Origin of the sequence: Agarivorans sp. Alg241-V36 (assembly GCF_900537085.1) — a bacterium.
Lineage (GTDB): Bacteria > Pseudomonadota > Gammaproteobacteria > Enterobacterales > Celerinatantimonadaceae > Agarivorans.
The window spans coordinates 168124-185186 of the sequence record NZ_UNRE01000007.1 but is presented as its reverse complement, the minus strand read 5'-3'; the positions used below and the strand labels follow the sequence as shown (position 1 = coordinate 185186).

15 protein-coding genes are annotated in these 17063 nt (G+C 43.7%); 12 read left to right on the top strand and 3 right to left on the bottom strand.

Annotated elements, in window-relative coordinates; all coding sequences use genetic code 11:
* Positions 1–69 precede the first annotated feature (69 nt).
* The 3 genes from G6R11_RS16805 (at position 70) to G6R11_RS16795 (ending at position 2866) form a co-directional block, all read left to right on the top strand.
* Positions 70–816 carry a hypothetical protein gene (locus G6R11_RS16805; RefSeq protein ID WP_163134229.1) on the top strand — a complete coding sequence of 249 codons (747 nt, stop codon included), beginning with the start codon at positions 70–72 and terminating at the stop codon, positions 814–816.
* A 114-nt stretch (positions 817–930) separates the two neighbouring features.
* Positions 931–2159, top strand: a protein-coding gene (locus G6R11_RS16800) for an IS3 family transposase (RefSeq protein ID WP_163134228.1) whose coding sequence is annotated in 2 segments (ribosomal slippage) — positions 931–1282 and positions 1282–2159 — 1230 coding nt in all. Because the reading frame shifts where the segments join, the coding sequence is not laid out codon by codon here.
* Between the two features lie 239 nt (positions 2160–2398).
* Entirely contained in the window at positions 2399–2866 is a 468-nt protein-coding gene (locus tag G6R11_RS16795; RefSeq protein ID WP_163134227.1) for a carbohydrate-binding protein, read from the top strand.
* A 76-nt stretch (positions 2867–2942) separates the two neighbouring features.
* On the opposite strand, the gene G6R11_RS16790 is transcribed toward G6R11_RS16795, so the two are convergent.
* Positions 2943–3977 (bottom strand): carbohydrate-binding protein, encoded by a 1035-nt coding sequence (locus tag G6R11_RS16790; RefSeq protein WP_163134226.1) that lies wholly within the window; start codon positions 3975–3977, stop codon positions 2943–2945.
* 206 nt (positions 3978–4183) lie between these two features.
* The gene (locus tag G6R11_RS16785; RefSeq protein WP_163134225.1) at positions 4184–5944 is read right to left on the bottom strand and encodes a diguanylate cyclase; all 1761 of its coding nucleotides are present in this window, start codon (positions 5942–5944) and stop codon (positions 4184–4186) included.
* Between the two features lie 554 nt (positions 5945–6498).
* Between G6R11_RS16785 and G6R11_RS16780 the strand changes: the two genes are divergently transcribed.
* The 3 genes from G6R11_RS16780 (at position 6499) to G6R11_RS16770 (ending at position 10695) form a co-directional block, all read left to right on the top strand.
* Complete coding sequence (locus tag G6R11_RS16780) at positions 6499–8136, top strand: methyl-accepting chemotaxis protein (RefSeq protein WP_163134224.1); 1638 nt, start codon at positions 6499–6501, stop codon at positions 8134–8136.
* A gap of 205 nt (positions 8137–8341) precedes the next feature.
* Positions 8342–8755: a glycine zipper 2TM domain-containing protein gene (locus tag G6R11_RS16775; RefSeq protein ID WP_163134223.1), complete on the top strand. Its 414-nt coding sequence runs from the start codon at positions 8342–8344 to the stop codon at positions 8753–8755.
* Between the two features lie 1049 nt (positions 8756–9804).
* A complete protein-coding gene (locus tag G6R11_RS16770) occupies positions 9805–10695 on the top strand; it encodes a hypothetical protein (protein ID WP_163134222.1) in 891 nt (296 codons plus the stop codon).
* Positions 10696–11067: 372 nt separating this feature from the next.
* Here the strand turns inward: G6R11_RS16770 and ilvC are convergent, their stop codons facing one another.
* Positions 11068–12549 (bottom strand): ketol-acid reductoisomerase, encoded by a 1482-nt coding sequence (ilvC, locus tag G6R11_RS16765; RefSeq protein WP_163134221.1) that lies wholly within the window; start codon positions 12547–12549, stop codon positions 11068–11070.
* A 211-nt stretch (positions 12550–12760) separates the two neighbouring features.
* On the opposite strand from ilvC, the gene ilvY reads away from it, so the two are divergent.
* From ilvY to G6R11_RS16735, 6 genes are all read left to right on the top strand, one after another.
* Positions 12761–13642, top strand: coding sequence for an HTH-type transcriptional activator IlvY (ilvY, locus tag G6R11_RS16760; RefSeq protein WP_163134220.1), 882 nt, complete (start codon positions 12761–12763; stop codon positions 13640–13642).
* A 9-nt stretch (positions 13643–13651) separates the two neighbouring features.
* On the top strand, positions 13652–14125 hold the full coding sequence (gene ybaK, locus G6R11_RS16755; RefSeq protein WP_163134219.1) for a Cys-tRNA(Pro) deacylase: 474 nt from the start codon (positions 13652–13654) through the stop codon (positions 14123–14125).
* A 28-nt stretch (positions 14126–14153) separates the two neighbouring features.
* Positions 14154–14891, top strand: a complete 738-nt coding sequence (locus G6R11_RS16750; protein ID WP_163134218.1) for an ABC transporter substrate-binding protein — start codon at positions 14154–14156, stop codon at positions 14889–14891.
* A gap of 73 nt (positions 14892–14964) precedes the next feature.
* Positions 14965–15219, top strand: coding sequence for an accessory factor UbiK family protein (locus G6R11_RS16745; RefSeq protein ID WP_163134217.1), 255 nt, complete (start codon positions 14965–14967; stop codon positions 15217–15219).
* Positions 15220–15681: 462 nt separating this feature from the next.
* Positions 15682–16413, top strand: coding sequence for a hypothetical protein (locus G6R11_RS16740; protein WP_163134216.1), 732 nt, complete (start codon positions 15682–15684; stop codon positions 16411–16413).
* Between the two features lie 77 nt (positions 16414–16490).
* A complete protein-coding gene (locus G6R11_RS16735) occupies positions 16491–17042 on the top strand; it encodes a carbohydrate binding domain-containing protein (protein ID WP_163134215.1) in 552 nt (183 codons plus the stop codon).
* Positions 17043–17063: the final 21 nt, after the last annotated feature.

Genomic DNA, 17063 nt, shown 5'->3' with positions numbered 1-17063 from the left:
TTAGAAATTACCAACAAAAAGATGTACTCAACTATCATTAATTACTTGGGTGTTTTTTAGGTAGTGGTTATGAGCAAAAAACTAGCAAATGCGACCAATTTATATATGGAAGGTATTCGTGATGGAAACGCACTTGAGGCAGTCACAAAGTATACCGGCCAGCGTTATACTCAGCATAGTACCGGTGTACGCAATGGCGTTGATGGGTTTGTTGAGTTCTTTGAGCCTTTTGTCAAACGCTGCCCCGTTAGGGACATCAAGATCATTCGCTCGATAGTCGATGGCCAGTTTGTGTTTGTTCAAGCGTTTCAGGATATTAATCATGGTGAGAACAAATGGGTCACCACTGATTTATTCGATACCGATGTTGAAGATAAAATTATTGAACATTGGGATGTAATATCCGCCTTCGAAACTCAAGCATCCTCAGAAGGTGGCCGGCTGGACGGTCCAACAAAGCATACAGACATAGAGAAGACGGAAGATAACAAAAATCTAGTTCGGGATTTTTTATGTGATGTGATGGTGTTAGGGCAAAAAGAAGAGCTGCCAAAGTACTTGAATACCGAAGAGTTACAAGTCTACTCGGCCTCTGATGTAGGTCCACTGAATAGCTATATTGGTGGCTATGACCATGTATTTAAGATTATCGGCCAAGGTGATTTTGTGGTTGCTTACAGTCGAGTTATAGAGAACAGTAAAGAAGTCGCTCGCTTTGACCTTTTCCAGATTAAAGAGGACCAAATTAGACATATTTGGGTTAACCAAGAACCCGTGCCACCGAAAAAAGAATGGGTAAATGGTGGGAAGTTTTAGCTTGGGCTTGTTCTCACATTAGAAATTGAAATAATAAAGGCCGCTTTTAGAAGCGGCCTTTTTATTAGTACTTTGTCCCGTCCGGAAATAGGTTGACATAAAGAGGACTTCTTTATGACAACACCCATTAACTCAAGCCCTAAGCGCACACAACGAGATTACACCTTAGCCTTTAAATTAGGTGTCGTAGAGCGCGTCGAAAAAGGCGAAATGACTTACAAACAAGCTCAAGCCCGATTTGGCATTCAGGGGCGTTCAACAGTACTGGTTTGGCTCAGAAAACATGGTAGGCTTGATTGGTCAAAACCATTTCAGCATCCCCTTATGCCTAATTCAAAAGAAACGCCAGCCGAAACAATCAAGCGCCTTGAGCGTGAGTTAGCCGAAGAGAAGCTACGTAACCAAATCCTCAATGGTATGGTCGATATCATGGACAATGAATACGGAGCGGGCCTTAGAAAAAAGTACTTATCCGGTACATCTGGCAAGCGAAAACCGACAGCGAAATAAACCTAGCTGCTGCATGTCGCGCGGCGGGTATTTCACGGCAATCTATTTATCAGGCGGTCGCCCGAATGGAAAACCGTAGAGCGACGTTATCGGTCATCAAAGACTGGGTACAGTACTGGCGTAAATATATGCCGCGATTGGGTGTACGCAAGCTCTACGTGTTGATAAAGCCTAAACTCCTTGAGCACGACATTAAACTTGGACGAGRTGGGCTCTTTGCCTATTTGAGACGTGATGGTTTGCTGGTTAAACCAAAGAGAAGCTTCACCAAAACGACATTCAGCAAGCACTGGATGAAGAAACATCCTAACCTGCTGAAAGAGGAAGGGTTACATGATGCAGAGCATGTACTGGTTAGCGACATAACCTATCTTGAATCAGACCAAGGTGTACACTATCTGTCGCTGGTGACCGATGCTGCTTCTCGTAAAATAGTCGGTCATCACTTGAGTGAGGACATGAAAGCTGACAGCGTAGTGAAGGCCCTGAAAATGGCGGTTAAAGATAAGCGCTATATCGCTAACACGGTACACCACTCAGACCGAGGCTCACAATACTGCTCGGCAGTTTATCAGGATGAACTGTTGATAAACCAAATTCGACCCTCGATGACAGACGGTTATGATTGCTACCAAAATGCGTTGGCGGAAAGGATAAACGGAATACTGAAGCAGGAGTTTTTACTGTACCGATGTAAAACGCTTAAAGAAATGAAGATACTTGTAAAAGAATCGATAGCGATATACAACGCTATGAGGCCGCATCTGAGTTTAAATATGAAAACGCCCAATCAGGTGCACAATAGAAAAGGCCAGCTACTGGAGCTGGCCTAAAAATCGTCAACCTATCTTAGGACGGGTCATCTTCCATGCCGTTTTCTTATAAGCCCTAACTAAATTAAGCAGTGAGTGTGAGCGCTAACATAATCTTCGATAAATAAATTTAACTGATGAAATAAATCTAGGTAGTTTGGATCTAGGCCGAATTTTGAACACTCGCTTAATGCTGTATCAAGCCACAACAACAATTGGCCAGTAAGCAATTTTCGAAGAGATAATGAGGGAGCAAATCTATGAGCATTTTACCTAAGCAAATTAAAAACCTAATGCTAACAAGCGCCTTGGTGGCTATGGCTGGCTTAAGCACGGCTGCAAATGCAGCGATAAAAGTAAAGGCAGAAAACTATAGCCAGCAAAATGGGGTGCAAACCGAGCCTACAGCCGACGCTGATGGCGGCAACAATGTTGGTTATATTGAAAATGGCGATTGGGTGGAATATACCATTAACGTTCCAGCGGCGGGCGAATACACATTTACCGTGCGAGTAGCCAGTGATACCAACGGTGGACGCATTGCGGTGCTAGCCAATGATGCCGAAAAAGCCACGGTTAAGGTAAAAGGCACCGGTGGTTGGCAAAACTGGGTAAGCCTTGAAAACAGCTTGAGCCTCGAAGCCGGCGAGCAAACGCTGCGCTTTAATTTTAAAGGTTCGTCTGGTTATTTATTTAACATTAACTGGTTTGAGCTAAACCTAAAATAGCTCCTTATTAGCTAGCAAGACAACGACTTGAAGATATAGCCTCGCCATAGTGCGAGGCTTGTTTTTACTAGTGCTTCTAGTGCAATAGCGTTGCTTGATAGGCGCCACTTAGGCTATTAAAGGTAATTCTCGTGGAGCCTGCGCTGTTTACTGTTAAGTTAGCGCCGTTTAAATCTGCAATACCGTCATTGTTATTGTCACCAAAGTTACGTGACCAGTCATCGTAGACATCAAACTTATAGTCGGTGGTGCCATCAAAATACACCACAATAGACCAAGTGTAATCGTCGATTAGGGTCATCGGAATCGAGTTCCAGCTAGTGGGTCCGCCGCGAAAATAAACTTGCGGGTAACGCTGCAATAGTGGGCCTTGGCCGAGTTTTTCGCCGGTATCAAACAGTCGATAGTTTTTGCCATAATAGTTATCAACGTGGCTGGTTTGCCCGTCGCTATACTCTAAATAAAAGGAAATATGACGGTAGTATTCGATGTATTGCTGACCGCTCCAAACCCCACTTAGGCCATGTTCGTCGGCTACAATGTGGCTTAAGCTCAATTCTTTTCGATAGCTTGTTTGAAAATTGTTGTCGGAGTAAACCATTGTTACCTTGTCTTCACTACTCTGGGATCTAGCTCTGGCTGTAAGGGTAATCAAGCTGCTTGCTCTGTAGGCGTCATCTAGTGCTACCGCTTGATGAGCTAGGTTGGTTTGTTGGTAGTCATTAAATTGATAATTTTGTTGCTGGTTATTGTCCCAGTAGATTTGTCCATTTACTTGATACTTAATGGCAAACTGGGTAGCAGCTACCGAGCCTTCCAGCGGTAATCTAAAAGCAAAGTTCTCGTAGCCGCTATGGCTGGCCCCCACATAAAAGGCTGGGTGATCTAGCCACTCACCGCTGGCTGTTTGGTAATGCAGCCAAACCTGCTTATTAGGGCCAATATTTTTCACTTCTACCGCGCCTTCTAGCTCTGCGCTATCAAAGCCATTTTCGAAGTAAGGGGTGAAGTGAGCATGCTTTAGTCTTACTTCTTCAGCTGCTTGCGCAGCGAAGCTGATGACTGAAACCAATAACCAGCTCGTTATCACTTTTAGTGATTTATTTTTCATGTTGCCTTCCTTGGATTGTTTTTGAGATGAACTCGCTTTACTTACCGCTACGAGCAAGTTGAATATAGCAACGTGAAACTGACTTGCTGGTTAAATCATCAATAAGTGATGATTGTTATCGCACTCTGGTGCGAGAACGTCAAAATGAAGTTGCTGGTGCTTAAGCCAGTATGTTGATTAATACAGCTTTAGTAAGATAACGCTTCTTAAGTTTTGCTGTGGACTTGTTCACTAAGCTCGTTTGGCGCGGCTATCACCCGATTACGGCCTTGGCTTTTAGCTTCATATAAGGCTAAATCTGCTCGATGCACAAAGTGGTTGGTGGCTTCGTCACTGAGGTATTGAGCTACGCCAAAACTGGCAGTGATTTGCTTATCAGGTAAAAACAATTTGGTTGCGATAGCGGCGCGTAGTTTTTCTGCCAATTTGTATGCACCTTCAAGATCGGTAAGTGGGCAGATAACCAAAAACTCTTCGCCGCCCCAGCGGCCAACTTCATCAATTTGCCGACTGGTTTCCTTTAAGCTACTTGCCACTTCTACCAGAACCTTGTCTCCCGCTTGGTGGCCATAAACGTCATTGATTTGTTTAAAGTGGTCAATATCGATGATGATAATGGCAAAATCTTCATTAGCCCGCTGATAGCGCTGAGCTTGCTGTTCTAATAGTTGGTCTAGCTTTCTTCTGTTATGCGTTTCGGTAAGGCTGTCGGTGCTACTCAAGGCTTCCATAGCTTTGCGTAAGGTTATGTCGTGGGAGATTTGAGTGAAGCCGCATATCTTACCTTGATCGTTTTTCCTGGGGGTAATGACTGTTTCTATCCACAGCGTTTTTCCTGAATTAGTTTGGTTTTTTAGCTCGCCTTGCCAAGGTTTGCCCGACAATATTGAGTCCCAAAGCTCTCTATGTACTTTAGTTGAGGTATCGGGGTGGCGAATTGCGCTGTGGGTTTTACCTATAATTGTTTTTCTTTCTACTTCAAAGGCTTGTGCGGCAGCACTGCTAAATTCGGTGATAACGCCGTTACTGTCGGTGGTGCTAGACATAATGTGCTTATCTAGCAGTTTGCGGCTAGCGTGCAGCGCATAAAGTGCATTGCTTAATCTGCTTTGTAGATTAGTGGGGTAAATAGCAACTAACCAAGCTAGGGGAAGGGCAATAAGTAAAATAATCAGGGTGCTGGTTAGCACCGCATAGCGACTGTTTTGATAGAGCTCGGCAAGGGTTTGAGGCTTGGGTTGTTTTAGTACCCATAAGCCCTGTCGATTATTAAAGCTGTTTTCTAAGTCCATTCGGTAGCTGTGTTTAGCAGCCATTTTTGCTGGATTTAATTCACTAATGAGTTCTGGGTATACCTCCGTTAATCCTCCCCGTTCAGGAAAGTAGGCACTCCAAGATTTAGTGGGATCAGGATGGCTTAATAATTCTCCTTGAGCATCAATTAAGGTCACGGTGAAAACCGAGGAGTATTCAAGTGCAGCAATCAGAGGTTTGGCGTCGACGTTTAAGATGATGATGCCACGAAATAGTTCGTTTACGTAAACCGGCGTTGCTACCCGTATGGTGGGTTGTAAGGGTTGGTTTAGCTTACCGTTTTCATAGTTTAAATCTAAATGGGAGTACCAAATCTCCCCTTCCTTTAAAACTCGAGCTTCCTGAAAGTAATAACGCTGAGATTTGTCTTGTAATTGCTCGTCTAGCACAACGTAAAACTCGCGGTTTTGCGGGGAATGATTAACTCTTACTTGCTCTAAGCCATGCTGGTCAATATAGCGTAAGTGCAGCAGTTCTGGTCGCGCCTTGGCTAAAGCGATAAAAAGTTGGCGTAGCTTAAGGCGAGGCAAAGTAGTGGCGCGGTTAGCCGTTAACAATGTGTCCAAGGCATTACTGGAGCTAATAGCGATTAGGGTATTTTCGAAGCTAGAGGTAATCTCTTCAATAGCCTCTAAAGTGTGATTTTCTTCCAATTGCTCCCGCCCTTCGAGTAGTGACGAAATCGCTAGTTTTTGGTAGTGCCAACTTATTAATGATGAGCAAAACGTTATTAACAAACTGAAGAGAACAAACACCAAGGCGATGCGTAGATGGATGGTTTTTCGCTTGGATAATAGTCGCACTAATGATGTCTCGCTAAAAAAATAGCTTTGCTTAAGTGTTAACCAATAAGCCTAGATTTTCTATGTGGTTTACGGTTTTTGTGACAGTGAATACTGAGTTAATACCTAGCAGAGATTGTTGATAAAATGCCTAGTGTACTCCCGCTGATTATGGCTACAACAATGGCCTAATGGCGGTTGTACCTGGCTACTCAGATTAGCAAAAAACGCGCTTTGTAGGTTTTCTATACCAGTTCCGTTTAATAAGTAATCATGTAAATGAATTATATGACTATTGAGTTTTCATACCCTCATTATGTTATTAAAATGCCGCCAACCTATTAAAAGCATCACCTAAAAGATGCGATTTGAAGCTAATCTGCTTCGATTTTCGGTAAAAATGACAACTTAAAACAAGGTAAGTAATGGAATACTTTAAATCTTTTTCTATACGCCAGAAACTGTTTATGCTGGTGGGCTTAGCCATATCGGTATTAGTAGTTTTACAACTGCTGTCTATGCAAGAACTAAAACGCAGTTTACTCGCTGACCGTATCGACAAATTAAAAGCGCTGGTTGAAGTAAGCGCCGACAGCGTTGAGCACTATCGCCAGCTCTCTATAAGTGGCCAACTCAGCGAGCAAGAAGCAAAAAGCCAAGCCTTAGCCTTAATTAGAGGGCTACGTTATGAGGGCGACCAATACTTATTTATTGTAGATAAAAGCATGAAAATGCTGGCTTACGGGGTTAATTTAAAAAAGGAAAATACTGATTGGTCTCAAGTTAAAGATCCTAACGGTGTGTACCTCATCCAAGAGATGTGGCAACAAGTTAAGGCCACAGGTGTTGCTCAAGTTAACTATCAATGGAACAAGCCTAATCAGACAGCATTAAGTGACAAGGTCACCTATGCCAAAAGCATCGATGGCTGGAATTGGCTAGTGGCTACAGGTATTTATGTTGATGACGTTGATGCTATTTTCCAGCAAAAGTTATTGTCTTCGCTAGTGTATTGGCTGCTTACCCTAGTGGCATTGGGCGGTGGCGCTTGGGTGATTGGCAAGGGCATTTACCAGCCCGTGCAAGGTTTGTTGGCGGTGATGCAACAAGTGGCACAAAACAAAGATCTTACCGTTCGTGCTGCAGAAACTGGCGGGCGAGAAGTAAGCGCCATGGGCAAAGCCTTCAATAACATGCTCGACAGTTTTAACCTTAGCCTTCAAGAAGTGTCTTCTGCGGTAAGCCAAGTATCTAGTTCATCGGAAGAGCTTTCAGTGATTACCGACAGCTCTCGAAAAGGCCTAAAACAACAAGCAGCTGAGATTGACCAAGTTGCCACCGCGGTATCGCAATTGAGTGTGTCGGTGGATGATGTTGCCGAACATACCAACAATACTTCTGATCAAACTAAACAGACCATGGACCAAGCCAATCAGGGTTTTGATACCGTAGTTGCGGCACGTTCTTCGGTGAGCCAGTTGGCTGATGATGTAGAGCAAGCCGCCCAAGTTATTCAAGGTTTAGAACAAGAGAGCGATAACATCGGCTCAATTCTTACGGTGATTAGCAGCATTGCCGAGCAAACCAATTTGCTGGCGTTAAACGCCGCCATTGAAGCTGCCCGTGCTGGCGATCAAGGCCGCGGATTTGCAGTAGTAGCTGATGAAGTTAGAACTCTTGCTAAGCGCACTCAAGACTCGATTGGTGAAATTGAGGCAATGATTAAGCGTTTACAAAATGGCTCGCAAAATGCCGTTAAGGTGATGATGCAAAGCAAAACCAATGTTGACCAAAGTGTGGCGCAAATGGAGCATGTGAATACCGCCCTTGATGGCATGAACCAAGGGGTTAATGTGATAAGCGATATGAGCGAGCGAGTGTCTAGCTCCTTGTACGAGCAAACCCAAGTCGCCAACGACATTAAAGAAAACGTGGTAGCGATTAGCTCGGTAGCTGAACATACCGCAGTAAGTGCAGAGCAGATTTCAGCCGCCAGTAAAGAGCTATCAAGCTTGGCGGTACACCTGCATCAAGTCACTAGCGCCTTCAAAGTTCAGCAGTAAGCGGTTGTCACTGTTAGCATAATCGCGATTTCAATGACCTTTGATGGTAACAATAAAAAGCCCAGCTAAGTTGCTGGGCTTTTTATTTTAGCCGTTGCCATAACATGTTTTGTTTTGAGCCTAGGTGAGCTAAATATGATTATTGTTTGCCTTTCTTGGTTTTTGGCTTGGGTATAATTGTGCCAAAAATTTCTTTGGTAACATTATGAAAAATTTAGTTTTATTGCTTATCTCTAGCTTTGTTCTTGCGGGCTGCGCCTCTGAGCCAATCACCGTGCTGCGAACTTCCTACGGTGAGGTAATTAGTGAACAAAGTGTAACTAAAAGTAAATCCAATGGCTTAGCTACCGTGGGCGGCGCAGCGATTGGCGGCTTGTTAGGTAACCAAGTTGGCGGAGGTCGCGGTAAAACCGTCGCCACTGTTGCAGGCGCAGTAGCTGGTGGCGCCGCTGGGCACCAAGTATCTAAAACGGAAGAAGTGCATTACCAATACATTGTGCATATGGACAGCGGTGAAAAGTTCATATTAGAAACCAAGACAACACGCCAGCCAATTGGTGCAAAAGTAGTGGTAGAGAATTTGTCGAACGGGCGAGAGCGGATTAATGTATTGCCGTAATAGTTAGGGTGGTTATGTTTCTAACCTTTGCCCTTAGTTGGTTAACTGGCTTATGGGGAACGGTGATGTTGTTAATTCATAAGCCTTAGTTATCTGGCATGTGGCTAGCTTTGATTTCGCCTTGACGGCGATGTACTTTTCTTTGTGTGGCCAAAGAAAGCGAAGCAAAAGAAAGGCTGCCCCGCACCTTCTTAATTCCTGCGTTGCGCATCAAACAACGCGCTTGAGGTTAGCCTAATTTTCGTCTAGACGGCGACGTTACTTTCTTTGAAATGCCAAAGCTTAAGTTGCAAAAGAAAGGCTGCCCCGCATCTTCTCAATTCCTGCGTTGCGCATCAAACAACGCGCTTGTGGTTAGCCTAATTTTCGCCTAGACGGCGACGTCATTTTCTTTGAACAGCCAAAGCTTACGAAGCAAAAGAAAGGCTGCCCCGCATCTTCTCAATTCCTGCGTTGCGCATCAAACAACGCGCTTGTGGTTAGCCTAATTTTCGCCTAGACGGCGACGTCATTTTCTTTGAACAGCCAAAGAAAACGAAGCAAAAGAAAGGCTGCCCCGCATCTTCTTAATTCCTGTGTTGCTCATCAATCAGCGCGCCTGTGCAACTCGCTTCGCTCAAACAATGCTCGGCTCAGTCGCTGATTGACTGCGCTACTCGGCGAAGATGATGGGGAATGATCCGCGAGGTTAAATTTAATGTTTCTTTTGTTAGAGTTGTTCCGTGTGGTTACAACTAGCTCTAATTCAGCTTTCGAGTAAAAGGGACTCACAGTTCCGGCTTTTAGTACCTTCATTATCGCTGAGTAGCGCAAGTGGCTAAGTGATTAAGTCGAAACCTGTTTGAGCGCAGCGAGTTTTTCGACGCACTTAGACACGAGCAACGCAGGAAGAAGATAATGCAGGGCGGGTTTTCTTTTTGCTTCGTTTTTCTTTGCTCGTCAAAGAAAAATGACGTCGCCGCAGGCGAAAGCTCTTTGAGCCCTGATGAAGAGAGCCAAAGGTGGTAATCTGCTTAATCACTAATAGTTATGTTGTTATGAAGGCAGGTATGGAAGATACACAACGTTATAGAGTTGGCCATTATTCCAAGGGCTATCAAGGCAAAGTCGATGTTGCAATTCATCAAGATGACTTTCCAGCAGCGTGTTATGAAGAACTACAAAAAGAAACTAAAGTTATTTTTGACTTGCAGCCGATTTTAATGATGTATGGAGCCGCCAAAGATAATTTTGAAGAGTTTTTGGGTTCCATTGCTGAGTGCGTTTCTTTTTGGCGAGATGCAATGCCACAAAAGGGGTTAGCTTATAATCAGTTAAACCATTTGGTTCTTATATCCCAACGCATCAACAACTTTCTTTCTTCTGCTAGTGCTTTTTTAACTAGCGCCGAAATAAAGTTAGGTAAAGTTTTTGGCGTTGATTCTCTTGAAGTAAATGAATGGAATAGGTATCGGAGAAATCTGCACAAAAATTCGTTTTCATATCGATTCTTATACGAACTAAGGAATTATTCTCAGCATAATAACCTTCCAATTTCATCATTAAGTGTAAATGCTGAAAAAATGTCGGGTGACATTAATTTATCAGTGAATGTGTATCGAGATGAGATACTAGACTCTGGCTTTAAATGGAAGAAGCTCCGACCTGAAATTGAACAGAAGAATGTTAGTTTTGATTTGTTTCCATTTATAAAGGAATACATGCTGTTAATAGATGAGCTCATGGACAAGTACTTTGAAGCTAATAGTGAAGTCATTGACTGCTGTAGTTTATATCTCAATATTCTGAGTCAAAGGTTTAGGTTTCCTAAAAATGCTGTACCTGTCATATATAAGGGAGATACACCCTATGGACTTCCGGTACCTGAAGATTTTGAACAAATTCCTATTGAGCAATTTACATGGATTTTGGAGAAGCGAAGAGCATCTAGTGGTGGTTAACGAGTGGGTTAGATCGCTACATTATCGCTGAGTAGCGCAAGTGGCTAAGTGATTGAGTCGAAACCTGTTTGAGCGCAGCGAGTTTTTCGACGCACTTAGGCACGAGCAACGCAGGAAGAAGATAATGCAGGGCGAGTTTTCTTTTTGCTTCGTTAAGCTTCACTCGATCAAAGCTTAATGACGTCGCCGCAGGCGAAAGCTCTGCTTTTAAAAAAGTGATTTCGATTGATTACAAAAGCGGGTAGGTGAAAGCTTTTAGTTGCCAGCGCAGGCGAAAATTTTAACACGTCCACAATCAAAAAAAGCCCTGAGTAATACTCAGGGCTTTTCAAATTCAACGCTGGTGAGTCGTCACTCACCAAACATCAAAGATTAACCACCAACGGCGATCTTCTTCATGTCAGTCATATAGCCGCGTAGTTTAGTACCTACAACCTCTACAGGGTGGCTGCGTAGTGCTTCGTTTACTTCGATTAGGCGAGCGTTATCAACGCCGTTGCTTTGCTCGTCAAACCCTTTACCGATGTACTCTAGGCTGATGTTGTTCACGGTGTCGCGCAATAGTGGCACAGCAGCGTGAGAGAATAGGTAACAACCGTATTCTGCAGTATCAGAGATTACAACGTTCATTTCGTATAAACGCTTACGTGCAATGGTGTTAGCAATTAGCGGAGTCTCGTGTAGTGACTCGTAGTATGCACTCTCTTCGATGATGCCTGCAGCAACCATAGTTTCGAAGGCTAGCTCAACACCGGCTTTAACAAGAGCAACTAAGATGATGCCTTTGTCGAAGAATTCTTGTTCGGTGATTTCTACGTCAGATACTGGTGCTTTTTCAAAACCGCTTTCGCCAGTTTCTTCACGCCATTTAAGCAAGTTAACGTCGTTGTTTGACCAGTCTGTCATCATAGTGCGAGAGAACTCACCTTCAATGATGTCGTCCATGTGCTTTTCGAACAATGGGCGCATTAGGTCTTTAAGCTCGTCGGCTAGGTCAAAACACTTGATTTTAGCTGGGTTAGATAGGCGATCTACCATGTTGGTAATGCCACCGTGCTTAAGTGCTTCGGTTACTGTTTCCCAACCAAACTGGATGAGTTTAGCGGCGTAACCTGGCTCAATGCCTTCGGCTACCATTTTGTCGTAACCTAAGATGGCGCCAGTTTGTAGCACACCACAAAGAATAGTTTGCTCACCCATAAGGTCAGATTTAACTTCAGCTACGAATGAAGACTCAAGTACACCAGCGCGATCACCACCGGTTGCAGAAGCGTAAGCTTTAGCAATCGCAAGGCCGTTACCTTGTGGGTCGTTTTCTGGGTGAACAGCGATTAGGGTTGGAACACCAAAACCACGTTTGTACTCTTCACGTACTTCAGTACCTGGACACTTAGGTGCAACCATTACTACAGTAATGTCTTCACGTACTTGCATGCCTTCTTCAACAATGTTGAAGCCGTGTGAGTAAGCTAGGGTAGAACCTTGCTTCATAAGTGGCATTACAGTTTCAACAACGTTGCTGTGCTGCTTGTCTGGAGTAAGGTTAAGTACCATATCCGCTTGAGGGATAAGCTCTTCGTAAGTACCTACTGTAAAACCGTTGTCGGTAGCTTGAACAAAAGAAGCACGCTTCTCTTTAATTGCTGCATCACGCAAAGCGTAAGAGATGTTTAGACCCGAATCACGCATGTTTAGACCTTGGTTTAGGCCTTGAGCGCCACAACCAACAACTACGATGTTCCAGTCTTTAATAAAGTTACAACCATCAGCAAATTCGCTGCGATCCATAAAACGACATTTACCTAATTGCTCTAGCTTTTGGCGTAGGCTTAGGGTGTTGAAATAATTAGCCATGTTCGACTCCGTAAAAATAGCGTTAATCAAATGATGATGGTGTTGTGTTTACGAGATCCCAGTACACCTCTTTGGGTGCGTTTCTTTATACCTGTCTCGTGATGGGCTCAATATAAACCGAAAGGTGCATTGCGTAAAATGATGTTTTTGGGATATTGTATTGCAGAAAGTGAAATAGTGATTTCAGTAAAGACAAACTAAGGAGGCTTCCGTGGATGTTCGAAACGTAGAGCTGTTTTTGCACTTAAGCCATAGCCTGCACTTTGCTAAAACTAGCCAGTCTATGCATGTGAGTGCGTCTACCTTGAGCCGGGTTATTCAAAGGCTGGAAGATGAGTTAGGCAGTGCCTTGTTTACCCGAGATAAACGCAGTGTGCACCTTACTCAAGCTGGGCAGCGCTTTCGCAGTTTTGCTGAAAACTGGTTAGAGCAATGGCGAACCCTGCAAATGGACTTGTCGTTGCAGTCTAGCGAGTTGGCTGGTGAGCTCACCTTATATTGCTCGGTTACCGCCAGTTATAGCCACTTGCCAGATATTTTGGATAAGTATCGCCTATCTTGCCCTAATGCCGACATAAAACTGGCTACGGGAGACGTTGCTATGGCCGTGGATAAGGTGGCAAATGGCGAGGTGGATATTGCCATTGCGGCGCGCCCCGAGCAGTTACCTCTAAACATGGCTTTTGCCAGTATTAGTAAAATTCCGCTATCTATTATTGGCCCAACGGTGTCGTGTAATGTGCGCAAACTGCTAGAGCGAAATCCTATTCCTTGGGATCAAGTACCGTTTATTTTGCCCGAACATGGGCCAGCACGAGCACGTATTGACCATTGGTTTAAAGCGATGCGTATTAAGCCAAATGTTTATGCCAAGGTAGCAGGCCATGAAGCGATTGTAAGCATGGTGGCCTTGGGCAGCGGAGTGGGTATTGCGCCCGAGGTGGTGGTAGACAACAGCCCAGTTCGCGAGCGAATTCAAAGTATCGCTGTAGGGGTAGAGCTAGAGCCTTTCGATTTAGGGATCTGTATGTTATCAAGAAGGTTACATGAACCTCTAATGCAACGATTTTGGCAAATAGCAGCGCGTAATTAAGGCAGTAGTATGACTCCCGCAGTACAACAACTTAAAAAAGCCAAACAGAGCTTTCAATTGCTTGAATACAAGAGTGACCCGCAGCAGGGAAATTTTGGCCAAGACAGCGCCGATAAGCTGGGTTTAGCCGAAGAGTTGGTATTCAAAACGCTAGTAGCCTGTGACGATAGCAACCCCAAAAATATGGTGGTGGCGGTAGTGCCGGTAAGTGGCCAGCTTGATCTAAAAGCACTGGCTAAAGCGGCTAAGATTAAGAAGATGCGAATGGCCGAAGTACCGGTAGCCGAGCGCACCACTGGCTACGTTAAAGGTGGCATTAGCCCATTTGGTCAAAAAAAACGACTGCCTACTTTTATCGACAGCAGCGCCGAACAGTTTGCCGAAATAGTAGTGAGTGCAGGTAAACGAGGACTCTCGCTGCAATTGGCGGCTAGCGTGCTGCAAAGCGTATTAGGTGCGCAGTTTGCTAAACTTAGCCAATAACAGGTTTATGTATAAGCTAAGGAACTTAATGCGGCTACTGTGCTGTTTGCTGTTGTTACTCACCGGAACTGTGCTGGCTACCGATTTGGCTCCGGCTAAATTCTCTACCAGCTTAGTAAAACCTTGGGGCTATAAAAGCAGCGAGTTACATGAGCAGGGCTTATTAGTTCAATTTACCCGCGCCCTCGCCAGTGAAGCAGAACTTCCGTTCAATAATGTGATGCGGCCTTATCCAAGGGTAATTAAAGAAATTAAATCTGGCACGGCTGATTTTGCGGTAATGTTCGCCAGCCCCAAGGCTGAACAGATTGCCGTGGATTTAGGCCAAGTGGTTACAATAAAGGTGGTTGCCGTTGCCAACGCGGGTGAACCAGTAATAGATGATATAAGTAAGTTAAAGGGTAAAAGGGTGGGGGTTATTCGGGGCGCGGCTTATGGCCCAGACATTGATGATAATCCCGACATTGAGCGCATCAGCTTTAACGATACCGCCCAAGGGATCCAAATGTTGTTGCTAGAGCGCATCGACGTGATGGTGGCAAGCAACTACTCAATCAATCATGCGCTGCAAGAGCTTTATCTTGAGCCCGAGCGGATTACCCCGATTTATCATCTTGCTACGCGCTACGGCAATTTGTATTGGTCACGCGCCTCTAATCAAATGGAACAAGCTAAGCGTTTACAACAAGCGCTCAGCCGGCTGCGAGAGCTGGGCGTATTGGATAATATTTTTGCTATTGATGCTGCGCTTGCCAAACAGCATTAATAGATAGTCAGTTTGCTGGCTTGAGCCAATAAAATAGCTTCTATACAATGAGGCCAAATCAAAGGAGATAAGCATGATTAACCCAGCCAAGATAGAAGAGATTGCTAAACAAGTTAGCGATATGGTGCCGCCTGGATTGAAAAATGCGGGCGATGAGTTTGAACGTAAGGTGAAGCAGGTGATTCAAGCTAAATTGAGTCAACTTGATGTGGTTAATCGCGAAGACTTCGATGTACAAACTCAAGTATTGTTACGTACCCGTGAAAAGCTAAGTACCTTAGAGCAAAAAGTCGCGGAATTAGAAGAAAAACTGAACGCAAAAGACTAAAAACACCTAAATGTAACTTGTTGATAAAGCAGAACTATTGGTTCTGCTTTTTTTGTTTATTGATTTCGTTTTGCTGTTATGAAAATTATTTCACAGTGTGAAAGTTGCGAAATATACCCTATCAAATACTGTGATTTTTAGTAAACACACTGTGAATTTATATGCTTACATTATTCAAGGGTTTTGATGATTAAATATTAATCCCTTTTACGTTTATGTATATCTTTTGAAACCAAAGTTAATTAAAAACAATCACTTATATTTCTGTCTAATTTGTTGATAGATATTTTATAAATTTCTCAATTTTGTTGATGTAATCATCGATATTGAATTTTATGCCGTGTTAGCGCTTACATTGTGATCATTATCGTTTTTTTGGCTGCTGGCCAACCCTAGGATAAATTCCATGGGCACAAGGAAATAAGTACCTGCCTGCCTTACCAATTTCACAGGGAGATGAGCATGAGTAAAAACGCAATATTTAAAATCACTATGTTAGCTGGCGCAGTTGCACTAGCCGGTTGTACCGAGTCTATTGAAGAGCCAGTTGATCCACCAGTAGAGCCGCCAGTGGGGGATGCGCTTGTTATTATTGATGACGGTATTCCTGCAACTAACTTCGGCATAATTGTGGGGTCAAATTCAGACAGCTACAACCGTCAGGGTCTAGCGAAAGGTGAGAGCTATGCTAAAACAAGCGCTCTTGAAGTGAGCCCAAGTGACAATGCAGGAAGCTACACTTGGAAAGTTGACACGTACTCATCAGGTGATGATGGTAGTGCTGAAGTTTACTTCATTGTTGGCAGCGATGCATCGCAAATGGATCTAACCGAATACCAGAACGGTGTAATGCTTATCGATCTGTCTGTATTGGTTGCAGCTGATAGCGCTACAACTGGTCATCAGCTGATTATGCAAACAAATACCGGTACAGACGACTATCTAAACCGCAGTGCTTTTTACTTTAACCAAACTCAGTTAGCTGATTTAGAAGCTGATGGTTGGACGACTATAGCAATAAAGATGAGCTGTTTCACTCCTCAAAATCCTACCTTTGATATCACCAAGGTTAACGATCTAATGCGCTTTGATATTCGTGGAAACGAAAGTGTCAGCTATGAAATAGGTAAAGTTGCCATTGAGAAAGAAGCTACAAGCATTCCGGCTGAAGCTGTTGAGTGGACTTGTAGTTAATCGCAGCTAAATTGAGCGCGCACAGTAGGATTGCCGTGCGCGTTTTTATGGATATATGGCTCATAAGGAATATGAAAATGAAAGGTTTTTATGTTTTTTTCACTGCCGTCTCGAGTTGTTTTTTAGTGGCCTGTGCCAATACAGAAAGCTCTGACAGCGCTGGTAAGGATGACCAGTTCGTTATTCCATTAATGGTCACCTATACCCTTAACAATGGCAAAGGCTGGGACAAAGTAAGTGCCGGTTTGCAAGGTTGGGGAGATGGTGTAGCTAATTTCAGCTTAGCGAATGAACAAGCCAATATTAAGGTTAAGAAGAAAGCGAGTAATCCTTGGCATATTCAAATAAAGCGTCCCGTAGCTTTATTGGAAGATATGAATTACGAGTTAAGTGTTGAGGCTTCTGCTAGTGAGCCAAGCAATATGGTGATTGCTGTTCAACAAAATTACGGTGAGTACATTACTTATTTTTATCGTACGGAATTGGTTGGCACCGATAGCAAACTGTATACCTACGAATTCACCATGCCTAATGACGAGAGGAAGGGAACTTTTTCTATTATGTTTGGCGAAGCTGACCCAGGGGTGAGCTACAGCCTAAGTAATATCAAACTGAATTCCACTTACTAGTCATTTTTTTTATTAGACAGC

Coding starts and splice junctions, on each gene's coding strand:
- G6R11_RS16790 (WP_163134226.1), bottom strand. CDS start 3,977: ATGAAAAATAAATCACTAAAAGTGATAACGAGCTGGTTATTGGTTTCA.
- G6R11_RS16745 (WP_163134217.1), top strand. CDS start 14,965: ATGATTAACCCAGCCAAGATAGAAGAGATTGCTAAACAAGTTAGCGAT.
- G6R11_RS16775 (WP_163134223.1), top strand. CDS start 8,342: ATGAAAAATTTAGTTTTATTGCTTATCTCTAGCTTTGTTCTTGCGGGC.
- G6R11_RS16795 (WP_163134227.1), top strand. CDS start 2,399: ATGAGCATTTTACCTAAGCAAATTAAAAACCTAATGCTAACAAGCGCC.
- G6R11_RS16770 (WP_163134222.1), top strand. CDS start 9,805: ATGGAAGATACACAACGTTATAGAGTTGGCCATTATTCCAAGGGCTAT.
- G6R11_RS16805 (WP_163134229.1), top strand. CDS start 70: ATGAGCAAAAAACTAGCAAATGCGACCAATTTATATATGGAAGGTATT.
- ilvC (WP_163134221.1), bottom strand. CDS start 12,549: ATGGCTAATTATTTCAACACCCTAAGCCTACGCCAAAAGCTAGAGCAA.
- G6R11_RS16780 (WP_163134224.1), top strand. CDS start 6,499: ATGGAATACTTTAAATCTTTTTCTATACGCCAGAAACTGTTTATGCTG.
- G6R11_RS16750 (WP_163134218.1), top strand. CDS start 14,154: ATGCGGCTACTGTGCTGTTTGCTGTTGTTACTCACCGGAACTGTGCTG.
- G6R11_RS16735 (WP_163134215.1), top strand. CDS start 16,491: ATGAAAGGTTTTTATGTTTTTTTCACTGCCGTCTCGAGTTGTTTTTTA.
- ybaK (WP_163134219.1), top strand. CDS start 13,652: ATGACTCCCGCAGTACAACAACTTAAAAAAGCCAAACAGAGCTTTCAA.
- G6R11_RS16740 (WP_163134216.1), top strand. CDS start 15,682: ATGAGTAAAAACGCAATATTTAAAATCACTATGTTAGCTGGCGCAGTT.